Below are 10,372 nucleotides of genomic sequence, written 5' to 3'. Positions count from 1 at the left end.
GCCAGAGCCAGAGCCAGAGCCAGAGCCAGAGCCAGAGCCAGAGCCAGAGCCAGAGCCAGAGCCAGAGCCAGAGCCAGAGCCAGAGCCAGAGCCAGAGTCAGAGCCAGAGCCAGAGCCAGAGCCAGAGCCAGAGCCAGAGCCAGAGCCAGTTAAAAAAGTCTCAAAAACAGATCCCTTGCCATGGGCTGTAGGAAGATTCGAGTGTTTGCTTTTTTATGTTGGTGGCTTGAAACTCGCTGTTCCCTTAGTTGAACTGGGGGGGATTTTTCAAAGTGGCGAAGATAAATTGACCTCTATCTTTGGTCAGCCTGATTGGTTTATGGGCGTTGCAAATGTAGGTGAATTTAATCTTCGTACAGTGGATACTGCTCGTTGGGTTATGCCTAATCATTACGAAGGTGAAATGAAAGATAATTTTAAATTCGTAATACAACTTGATCGAACCGATTGGGGCGTTGCTTGTGAGCGAGTTGCCGAAGCAATTACCTTAGAGCCATCACAAGTAAAATGGCGTAGTGATAGAAGTAAGCGGCCTTGGCTAGCCGGTACGGTAATTGATCATATGTGTGCCATACTAGATGTACAGGGCTTTGTAGAATTGTTGGATGATCCACAAAATGGATTTAAACGCTCGATTAAATAATAGAATCATTTAGTGATTTTAGGAGAAGAATATGGGTAGTAGTGTTGCGTTGAAAAGTGCCGGCCTGTCAGATGATCCCATGTTGCAATGGGTTACATTCCGCTTAGAGAATGAGATCTATGGTGTGAATGTTATGCAGGTAAAAGAAGTCCTGCGTTATTCTGAAATCGCGCCAGTTCCTGGAGCACCTAGCTATGTTCTGGGTATTATTCACTTACGTGGTACAGTGGTTACCGTTATTGATACATGTCAGCGATTTGGTTTGCCTTCAGGTGAGCTTACGGATTCTACGCGTATCATGATTTTAGAAGTGGAAGGTCATGTTATTGGCATTCTTGTAGATGCGGTATCTGAAGTGGTCTACCTTCGTCAGTCTGAGATTGAACCATCGCCAAATGTTGGTAATGATGAATCATCTAAGTTTATCCAAGGCGTTTGTCACAAAAATGATATTTTATTGATTCTTGTAGATCTTGATAAATTATTATCAGAAGATGAATGGTCTGAAGTAAGTAATTAAGGCAGTTGTACTAAATGGAATCTCAATGGTTATTTAACCTTCTCTTGATGCTTCAATTTGTGATCCTGATTGCTGTTGCTGTTTGGGCTTTTCGATTGTCAAAACGCCTGAAGCAAATGAAGCAATATTATACAGAAGCAGAATTGAATCAAAAAAAGCAGGTGCAAGTTCTTGCCTCAGGGTCAATTGGTATGGGGCGCCGCTTGGTGGCCATTGAGAAAAAATTGAATCTAGCAGTGGAAAAGCAATCTGAGATTTTATCGAAAGAGGGTGGAGTCTCATACAATCGTGCTATGGAGCTTTTAGAAATGGGCGCAACCATTGATGATTTAGTTTCCAAATGCGGACTTATACGAGCTGAGGCCGAATTGATTAGCTTATTAAAGCAAGAGTCACGCAGAAACTCCGATTACCATTGATGGTCTTTGATCTTATGTGCAAAGGCGATAACTTCTGCAACAGCTAGGTACAAGGATTCAGGTATTTCTTCTCCCAACTCCAAAGTGCTGAGCATTTCCACGAGCTCAGGGCTTTGGTGAAGTAGAACATCGTTTTCTTTGGCGACCGCCAAGATTTTTTCTGCAAGTAAACCACTGCCTTTGGCGACTACTGTTGGTGCTGCGCTAAAGTCATATTTTAAAGCGACTGCTTTTTGCATTAGGTCCTCACATCTATCAAGGATTGAGTTTTGACTACATTGTGTTTTTCATTATCTAGTTTGGCTTGAAACGCGTCTAATCTTTCGACTTCAATGTCTTTTTCCTTTAACTGTTGTTTCAAAGCAGACAAATTTTTCTGTAATTTCTGTACGGTATCGGAATCTTCTGCAGCAAAGAGAATGCCCACTTTATTTGCTTGAATACTGGCTCTGGCATCAAACCTTCCCGTTTCTTCAAAATCAAATTTTAACTTCACTAACCAGCGTCTATCTTGTTTATCACGCTCTTCTGTACTTGCGTCTTTATTTATTTCTATTTGTACATAGCTTGGAGTCTGACCGTTTTTTATCGGTAACTCTATATGCAATGGATAGGTTGGAGTGTTGATCTGGTTTGGGTCTGAAAAATGTCGTAACTGAGTTGTTGTAATGCGTTCAATGGCATTGGCAATGTGCTCTGTTGGAACACCTGTTAGACGTATAGGTCCAGCGCTTTCTTGAACCTCTTTTAACCGCGTAAGATTGAGCTTTAAATCTGCAGGTATTTGAGTCTTACTGTCATTGGCCAATAGGGATTCAGAAAATAGCCCACTGGTTTGAATGGCCTGTTTCATCGCTTCTGGCGAGGTTGTTAATGTTCCTAACGTTGGCATATTTTGCATCAGCTGCTTAAGTGCTTGCTGGGTTTGTGGTGGTAGGTTTGTGGATGTCGTCTCGTTCAGATTGTGTAATTGTTTGACGAGCTGGGACATATCCCCTAGTGACAACTGCTTCGGTAAGCTTTGTTTAAGGGCCTCTAATTGCACCGACGGGACTGTAGTATTGGTTTTTGTTGGCAGTACTTGCATATTGTTATTGGCGTCTACCATGACGCGAATGACGTCCCCTTTTTTTAATGGCGTCTGGCTAACAATAGGAAACTCCGTCTTACCATCAGAAACCGTTGCTCGTAGGGAGGGGGAGTCGTTGGTTGATGTTGCCGTTTGAATGCTGGTGTTTATTTGCGGTGTTGACGTTGGTGTAGATGAATTCGTTGTCGGGAGCTGAATGTTTGCCGCTGTAGTGTGAGGGCTTGTTGTCTGGGCACCTGTCACCTGAGTCGCTGTCGTTTGAGTACTGGTTGCCTGAGAAGGTGCTGCTTTAGTGTTAGAACTCTGGGGCGCAGCAACCGTTACTGGTGGTGTGTTTGTTTTTGCAGTCAGCTGTTCATTGACCGTAGGCACTACTGAGGTGACGGTTAGGTTAACGACGCGAGACGCCATTATTAGGTTGTCTGTCTGCCTAACTTGAGGGGGAGTTTGATTGGCCGTTAATTTGCTCGATGAATTATCTGCCGGAAGATTTAGTGAGACTTGCAACGCATTGGTTTTATTCAATTTAGCATGCTGAATGTTGCTAATATCGATAGTTGGACCAGTATTAACAAGAGTAAATGGCTGGTGTGCGCTGGTTGCATGCAATAGCTGGGCTGGTTTTCCTTGGAAATTAAGGGATTCGCTTCCTTGAAACTTAATCAGGCTGAGGTTTTCAATAAGCTTCATCTCATTACCTAATCTTGCGATTGTTCCCACATTGCTCAATGCCTTGTTGTTACTTGCATCGCTCTGCCTGCCAGATGATGCATTAAGCATAGATTGGATGTCAGAGATCATGAAACCTGCCTGTTGATTAGAGTGTCGATTGTTTTGTGCTTTTGGGAACGCTTCTCATATAATGTCTGCGCTCTATCGTAAGGTTAAGCTGTATTGTTAAAACAGTGTAGCCAAACAATGTTAACCTTGACTTTTGTATCGGCCGAATTGGATAAATCTTTTGCAATCTTCTGCTTCTTTAACAATATCAGACCTTTGGATCGAGCGCGGAGAGAGAGACCTGTGTAAAGGGTTATCTTTTAACGTTCAGTCTGGTGAAGTTGTGCGTATTTTGGGAGAGAACGGGGCTGGTAAGAGCTCGCTGTTAAAAGTTATCGCAGGTGTACTGTCGCCTTTAGAAGGGCGAATAGTGTATTCAGGTAAGGATGTCACCTTAGATAGAAATCCGTTACAGCAAGATGCAATCTATATTGGTCATTCTGTTGGTGTGAAAAGCCTTCTCACAGTTGTGGAGAATCTGCGTTGGTCTTGTCCAGACGTTGCTTTAAATCTCTTGCATGAGGTATTGGAGCAGCTGGAGCTTACTGATTACATGGACGTGCAGGTGAAGAAATTATCTGCCGGCCAAGCTCGCCGAGTTGCATTGGCGCGCTTATGGCTGAGTACAAAAACACTTTGGCTATTGGACGAACCCTTTTCCTCTTTAGATGTCAGAGGAGTGGCTTTGTTAGAGGATCGTATTCAACAGCATGTGTTGTCAGGTGGTTTGGTGGTATTAAGCACGCATAAGGAATTGTTGTCCCTTTCTTCTCGTAACGTGGTGCTACTGCCATGACGTACTCTTCTTTTTTAGCGTCTGAATTTTTGGTGTTGTGGCGTCGTAAACAAGACGTTGTTAATGCGCTGCTATTTTTCGTTATTGTGGTTGCCTTGTTTCCTATAGGTATTAATTCTTCTGCTGAATTTTTGGCTCCAGCAGCGGCAGGGATTGTCTGGTGTGCTCTGGTATTGGCTATTTTGATGGCGATAGAAGGCATGTTTAAAGAGGACTTTCGAGATGGTTCTTTGGAGCAATGGGTTGTCAGTGGACTTTCTTTGCCTGTGTTGATTTTGTTAAAAGTCATCGTGCAATGGTTGGCTGTTGTCTTGCCTTTGCTTGTTATGATGCCGCTGTTTAGTGAAATGTTATATCTACCAAGTTCTGGTTTTTGGGTGCTGATTATGACATTGCTATTGGGCTCGCCGAGCCTGTTCTTTATTGGCGTGATAGGTGCGGCTCTAACGGTGTCAATAAGGCAAGGCGCAATTTTGGTAATGTTATTGATACTACCGTTTTATTTGCCGGTGATTATTTTTGCGACCTCAGCGGTTCAAGCCGTACAAGCCGGTTTGCCTTACTCTGGATTGTTGGCCATGTTGTTGGCCATGTCTTTATTATCTTTAGTGGTATCGCCTTTTATGACGGCGATTGCAGTCAAAGCGAGTGTAAATTGATGAACTGGTCGTGGTTTCATAAATTAGGTTCGCCAAAATGGTTTTTCTCTTGGTCTAAATCTTGGGCTTTGCCTTTATTTTGTTTTGGTTGTCTGTGTCTTGTCGTTGGATTGGTATGGGGTCTGGCTTTTGCTCCTGCTGACTACCAACAAGGTAACAGTTTTCGAATTATTTATATTCATGTGCCTGTGGCAATGTTGGCACAATCTTGTTACTTGGCCTTGGGTGTGGCTGGTTTTGTGTTTCTTGTCTGGCAGATGAAGATGGCCCCTATTTTTATCAAGGCAATGGCACCAATTGGCGCTGTTATGGCTCTGATAGCCTTGGTTTCTGGTGCCATTTGGGGGAAGCCTACTTGGGGGACTTGGTGGGTTTGGGATGCAAGACTGACGTCTGTACTGGTGTTGTTTTTTCTCTATATGGGCATTATCGCTTTGCAAAATTCTTTAGATGATTTGGTGTTGGCAAACAAGGCGGCAGCCGTGATCAGTGTCGTCGGGTTAATTAATTTGCCCATTATAAAATACTCGGTTGTGTTGCTAGAAACTTTACACCAAGGGCCAACGTTTACACTCACTAAGAAACCTGAGATGCCTCCCGAGATGTGGTTACCATTGCTTATTGCTGTTGTTGGTATGTATTTTTTTGTGGCTGGTTTGGTTATGTGGCGAATGCAGTCTGAGATATTAATTCGCGAACATAGATCGAACTGGGTGAAGCAAGAGGTAATGGAAAATGGCTTTTGACAGTGTGGCAGCGTTTTTGTCGATGGGAACACACGGTGTCTATGTTTGGTCGGCTTATGGCTTTAGCGCTTTGGCGTTAGCTTGGTTAGTTTGGAATACCTTATCGGCCCGTCGAAAAACACGAGATACGTTACATAAACGCTTTTTGAGGAATCAAACCCGCTAATGCATCCAGTAAGAAAAAAACGGCTGATAGTGATAACAGCTATTGTGTTGATATTGAGCGCAGTGGTTGGCTTGGTCATGTATGCCTTGCAGCAAAATATTAATCTATTTTTCTCTCCATCCCAAATTGTTATGGGGGAAGCCCCAAGAAATGCCAATATTCGTGCGGGCGGCATGGTAGTAAAAGACAGTGTAAAGCGTAACCCTGACACCTTAGCGGTTGCATTTGATGTGACCGATTTCCAGCACAAAGTCACCATAGAGTATCGGGGAATTCTGCCTGACTTGTTTCGAGAAGGTCAGGGTATTGTGGCTCAGGGCAAGCTCAATAATGATGGTGTGTTTGAAGCCACTGAAGTCTTGGCTAAACATGATGAAAAATACATGCCGCCAGAAATTACAGAAGCATTGAAAAGTGCTCAAAGTTCGACTGACGAGAGCGCAGCATCTGCGCAATATACTTATTAATGTAGGCTGTTTATGTTTCCTGAAATTGGTCAATTCTCGCTAATATTATCGTTATTTTTTGCCTTGTCGCTGGCCTTTGTGCCTTTGATTGGATATTGGAAAGGCAATCGGCTTTTGCTGGAAACTGCGCGTCCACTGACTTTTATCATGTCGACCTTAGTATTGGTAAGTTTTGTCACCTTGAGTTGGTCATTTTTAACGGACGACTTTTCGGTGTTGTATGTGGCTCAAAACTCGAATAGTCAGTTGCCTGTTTGGTATAAATTTAGTGCCTTGTGGGGCGGACACGAAGGATCATTATTGCTTTGGGTGCTGATTTTGTCTGGCTGGTGTTCAGCCGTGGCGTTAAAGATAAGAACTCTTCCAGACGATATCGGACCTATTGTTTTAGCTGTGCTAGGTATGGTTAGTGTCGGTTTTTTATCTTTCTTGATTTTTACCTCTTCGCCTTTTGCTCGTTTATTACCTGATGTGCCACCAGATGGTGGCGATTTAAATCCTCTGCTGCAGGATTTTGGTTTGATTGTTCATCCGCCTGTTTTGTATATGGGCTATGTGGGGTTCTCTGTCGCGTTTGCTTTTGCTGTAGCGGCTTTGATTACCGGTAATTTGAATGCGTCTTGGGCGCGATGGGCTAGGCCTTGGACGGCCGCATCGTGGGCGTTTCTGACATTGGGAATCACTCTGGGGAGCTGGTGGGCGTATTACGAATTAGGTTGGGGAGGCTGGTGGTTTTGGGACCCAGTAGAAAATGCTTCCTTTATGCCCTGGTTAGCAGGAACTGCGCTGCTGCACTCTCTTGCTGTGACAGAAAAACGCGGAGTATTCAAAAGTTGGACTGTCTTACTGGCAATTTTTACTTTTAGTCTCTCTCTGCTTGGCGCATTTTTGGTGCGCTCTGGGGTATTAACATCGGTGCATTCTTTTGCGGCCGACCCAACTCGCGGTATTTTTATTCTCGCTTTACTCTTGGTGCTTGTTGGTGGCAGTTTGTTGTTATATGCCATCCGAGCGGCAGAGGTACGTTCGACAGTGTCTTTTGGGGCTTCGGGACGAGAAGCATGGTTGCTGCTCAATAACATCTTACTAACGGTTCTGACGCTTACTGTTTTGTTAGGTACCTTGTATCCGTTGATATTTGATGCATTAGACCTAGGGAAAATTTCTGTTGGTGCGCCGTATTTTAATAGCGTTTTTACACCAATTGCGCTGTTGCTGATGGTCTTTATGGCGATTGGTCCACTGTCTAAATGGCACTATACGAAATTTAGTGTGTTCTTTAAGGTATGTGCTGTCGCAGCAGGCGTCGCTATTTCGCTGGCCAGTTTAGTTGTGTATCGCTATGAGTTTGGCTTTATCACTTGGTTGAGTTTAGTGGTGGCTTTCTGGGTGGTGTGCTTAGCTTTCTCTGATTGGTTTGGAAAAGTGTCTGCCGGTACAAAAGGTATTATTCCTCGTGCTCTACAACTGCCCAGAAATTACTACGGCATGTTGTTGGCTCATCTTGGCATGGTGGTGACACTGATAGGAGTTGTATTGGTTAGCGTAAATAGTGATGAATCTATGTTGCGATTATCGCCAGGGGATAAAGCAACGATCGCAGGCTATGAATTTCAATTTGATCAAATGGAGCAAGTGCAAGGGCCAAATTACGAGGCAAGCAAAGGGCAATTTATGGCTTATAAAGCGGGTGAAGCTGTTGCTGTTCTTCATCCAGAAAAACGCTTCTTTTCCACTCGTCAGCAAGTCATGACGGAAGCGGCACTGGATGCTGGGTTTACTCGTGATCTGTATGTTTCCTTGGGCGAAAGGCTAGATGATTCTGCTTGGGGCGTACGAATTTACGTGAAATCTTTTGTGCGTTGGATTTGGCTGGGTGGTTTGATGATGATGGCGGGTGGTTTGTTAGCCGCATTAGATAAACGTTATCGAAAACGAGCAGGAGTGTAGCCATGCGCAAGTTGCTGTTTTTTATGCCGTTGGCAGTTTTTTTGGTGCTAGGCGTGGTGTTTTATTTGCAGCTTGGCAAAGATGCCCAGTATATGCCTTCGGCCTTGGTTGGAAAAAAAGTGCCTGACTTTACCTTGGTGTCATTGAAAGATGATCAGATTTATACACACAAGGATTTACCGAACACGCCATATTTGATTAATTTTTGGGGAACTTGGTGTCCTGCCTGTCATGTTGAACACCCTTTTTTAATGCAGCTGGCTAATTCTGGGGTGCCTATTATTGGTATCGATTACAAAGATGAGAAAGCGCCTGCTGAGCAATGGCTAGAGCAAAAAGGCAACCCTTATCAAGCTATATTGATGGATGAAATCGGTAACTTCGGTGTTGATATGGGCGTGACAGGTGCGCCTGAAACTTTTGTTGTTGATACTTCTGGGGTGGTTGTGTATAGACATCAGGGCGTGATTAATGCTGAAAATTGGCCTGAAATAAAGGGCTACATGAAATGATGTTTATTAAAGGTGTTTTCTTATCTGTAATGGTGGCTTTTTCCCTATCTGTTTTTGCGCAAGAGCAAATGCCTTTTAGTTCAGAGTTGAATAAAACTCGTTATCAAAGCTTGGTCGAAGAATTGCGTTGTCCGAAATGTCAGAATCAAAACTTAGCAGACTCTGGCTCTGGTATTGCTGTCGACCTTCGTGAGCTTGTCCATCAAATGATAGAGCAAGGTAAAACGGATCAGGAAATTGTTGATTACATGGTGGCGCGCTATGGCTCTTTTGTTTTGTATCGTCCAAAGCACTCGACGGCCACTTTTTTGCTTTGGTATGGGCCATTTATTTTGCTTGGAATAGGGCTTCTGGCTTTTGTCTATGTGGTAATGGCGAACCGTAAACGGCGAGGACGAGATTTATGATGGTCGCGTATTTAGTCATGGCCTCTATGATAGTGTTGAGCCTAGTGTATCTTTTGAACTCTATGATTCGTCCTTTTGATCGCGGTTTAAATGGTAAAGATGCGCAGGCGTTTGCACTGGTGCGTCGAAAAGAAATTGTGCAAGAAGAGGAAGCGGGGCGATTAACAGCTAATGAATCTTCACAGCTGTTACGTGATCTTGATGCTGAAATGCAGTCTGTTGATCAGTCTGTTGATGGTGGACAAAAACGCTTTTTTAAAAATGACACTTTTTTTGCTCGCTGGGTCATGCTTGCGGTAGTGGTTGTAGCTGTTTTAGGCAGTGTTAGTCTTTATCAGCAGATTGGTTATTCAAAAGAGGTTGTTTTTACACAAGATTTGCAAACACAACAGTTAACTCCGCAGAAAGTAAGTGATTTTTTAAAATATCGCAGTGAACGCTATGGCAGAGTTGAGGATTGGTATTATCTAGCGACGGATTATGTCAGTGCTGAAAAGTACCAAGAGGCTGTTTTTGCATTTGAAACTGCGTTAGGTAAATTACCAAAAAATGCTGAGAATCGAGTGAACCTGCTGGTGGAATACGCGCAGGCAGTTTTTTATGCCAATGGCGGTCAAAGCTCAACGAAAATGTTAAAAGTCGTAGACGCTATTTTACAAGTCGCACCGACCCAAGCCACCGCGCTGGACTTAAAAGGCGTGGCAAATTTTTCGCAACAAAATTATTTAGGGGCTGTATTGGCTTGGCAGGAAGCGATCCGCTACAGTAGACATTCAACAGAGCGTTTAGCCTTGTTGTCTGCGATCAGTAAAGCCCGAGAATTAGGTCGAATTGATTATCAGCAAGTCGCACCTATTATTACCGATCAGTTAGCGGTTAAGATCGAGTGGGATGCCAGTAAGTTGACATGGCATAATGACGATGTGTTGTTGGTTTATGCGGTAGTGAAAGGGCAAAAAATGCCCGTTGCTATTCAAAGAGTGTTTCCTGAGGATTTAGCCCAGCCTATTTTGTTAACCAATCTCGATTCCTTAATGCCAACGGAGACCTTGGCAGAAGTCGATAAAGTGGATTTAGTGGTTAAATTGGCGAATATTAATGACAATGATCTTACAAAAGGTCGAATTATCGGTACAAAGCATGGTTTACTTACAAATCATAAAGAGATTTTCGTAATCAAGGTCGCCTTGTAATTGAATCCTAGGCCGCTTCGTTTG

14 protein-coding genes are annotated in these 10,372 nt (G+C 43.6%); 12 read left to right on the top strand and 2 right to left on the bottom strand.

The features are described 5' to 3' along the window. From AC2A4J_RS16855 to AC2A4J_RS16845, 3 genes are all read left to right on the top strand, one after another. Window positions 1-643, top strand: a 643-nt coding sequence (locus tag AC2A4J_RS16855; protein ID WP_484176836.1) for a chemotaxis protein CheW, incomplete at its 5' end; no start/stop codon positions are given. A gap of 31 nt (window positions 644-674) precedes the next feature. Then, window positions 675-1,163: a chemotaxis protein CheW gene (locus tag AC2A4J_RS16850; RefSeq protein WP_255825987.1), complete on the top strand. Its 489-nt coding sequence runs from the start codon at window positions 675-677 to the stop codon at window positions 1,161-1,163. Between the two features lie 14 nt (window positions 1,164-1,177). After that, window positions 1,178-1,582 carry a DUF2802 domain-containing protein gene (locus tag AC2A4J_RS16845; protein ID WP_255825985.1) on the top strand — a complete coding sequence of 135 codons (405 nt, stop codon included), beginning with the start codon at window positions 1,178-1,180 and terminating at the stop codon, window positions 1,580-1,582. On the opposite strand, the gene AC2A4J_RS16840 is transcribed toward AC2A4J_RS16845, so the two are convergent. Next, window positions 1,573-1,821, bottom strand: a complete 249-nt coding sequence (locus AC2A4J_RS16840; RefSeq protein ID WP_255825983.1) for an EscU/YscU/HrcU family type III secretion system export apparatus switch protein — start codon at window positions 1,819-1,821, stop codon at window positions 1,573-1,575. The genes AC2A4J_RS16845 and AC2A4J_RS16840 overlap by 10 nt on opposite strands. Beyond that, a complete protein-coding gene (fliK, locus tag AC2A4J_RS16835) occupies window positions 1,821-3,473 on the bottom strand; it encodes a flagellar hook-length control protein FliK (RefSeq protein ID WP_484176835.1) in 1,653 nt (550 codons plus the stop codon). Before fliK ends, AC2A4J_RS16840 begins: the two co-directional genes overlap by 1 nt. Before the next feature lie 160 nt (window positions 3,474-3,633). On the opposite strand from fliK, the gene ccmA reads away from it, so the two are divergent. Genes ccmA through AC2A4J_RS16790 form a run of 9 tightly spaced genes read left to right on the top strand, consistent with a single transcriptional unit; the run spans window position 3,634 to window position 10,348 of the window. Then, entirely contained in the window at window positions 3,634-4,248 is a 615-nt protein-coding gene (ccmA, locus tag AC2A4J_RS16830; protein ID WP_484176834.1) for a cytochrome c biogenesis heme-transporting ATPase CcmA, read from the top strand. Continuing rightward, a complete protein-coding gene (gene ccmB, locus AC2A4J_RS16825; protein WP_484176833.1) occupies window positions 4,245-4,907 on the top strand; it encodes a heme exporter protein CcmB in 663 nt (220 codons plus the stop codon). Before ccmA ends, ccmB begins: the two co-directional genes overlap by 4 nt. Further along, on the top strand, window positions 4,907-5,653 hold the full coding sequence (locus AC2A4J_RS16820) for a heme ABC transporter permease (RefSeq protein ID WP_255825975.1): 747 nt from the start codon (window positions 4,907-4,909) through the stop codon (window positions 5,651-5,653). Before ccmB ends, AC2A4J_RS16820 begins: the two co-directional genes overlap by 1 nt. Continuing rightward, window positions 5,643-5,819, top strand: a complete 177-nt coding sequence (gene ccmD / locus AC2A4J_RS16815) for a heme exporter protein CcmD (RefSeq protein WP_484176832.1) — start codon at window positions 5,643-5,645, stop codon at window positions 5,817-5,819. Before AC2A4J_RS16820 ends, ccmD begins: the two co-directional genes overlap by 11 nt. After that, the gene (gene ccmE / locus AC2A4J_RS16810) at window positions 5,819-6,286 is read left to right on the top strand and encodes a cytochrome c maturation protein CcmE (protein ID WP_484176831.1); all 468 of its coding nucleotides are present in this window, start codon (window positions 5,819-5,821) and stop codon (window positions 6,284-6,286) included. Before ccmD ends, ccmE begins: the two co-directional genes overlap by 1 nt. A gap of 12 nt (window positions 6,287-6,298) precedes the next feature. After that, complete coding sequence (locus tag AC2A4J_RS16805) at window positions 6,299-8,236, top strand: heme lyase CcmF/NrfE family subunit (RefSeq protein WP_484176830.1); 1,938 nt, start codon at window positions 6,299-6,301, stop codon at window positions 8,234-8,236. A 2-nt stretch (window positions 8,237-8,238) separates the two neighbouring features. Beyond that, a complete protein-coding gene (locus AC2A4J_RS16800) occupies window positions 8,239-8,748 on the top strand; it encodes a DsbE family thiol:disulfide interchange protein (RefSeq protein WP_484176829.1) in 510 nt (169 codons plus the stop codon). Then, window positions 8,745-9,155: a cytochrome c-type biogenesis protein gene (locus tag AC2A4J_RS16795; protein ID WP_484176828.1), complete on the top strand. Its 411-nt coding sequence runs from the start codon at window positions 8,745-8,747 to the stop codon at window positions 9,153-9,155. Before AC2A4J_RS16800 ends, AC2A4J_RS16795 begins: the two co-directional genes overlap by 4 nt. Next, a complete protein-coding gene (locus tag AC2A4J_RS16790) occupies window positions 9,152-10,348 on the top strand; it encodes a tetratricopeptide repeat protein (RefSeq protein WP_484176827.1) in 1,197 nt (398 codons plus the stop codon). Before AC2A4J_RS16795 ends, AC2A4J_RS16790 begins: the two co-directional genes overlap by 4 nt. The last annotated feature ends 24 nt before the right edge of the window (window positions 10,349-10,372 follow it).

This window comes from Marinomonas sp. ATLA20 (genome assembly GCF_057180105.1).
Note: the sequence above shows the minus strand (reverse complement) of the source record. Positions and strands in the feature narration are given on the sequence as shown.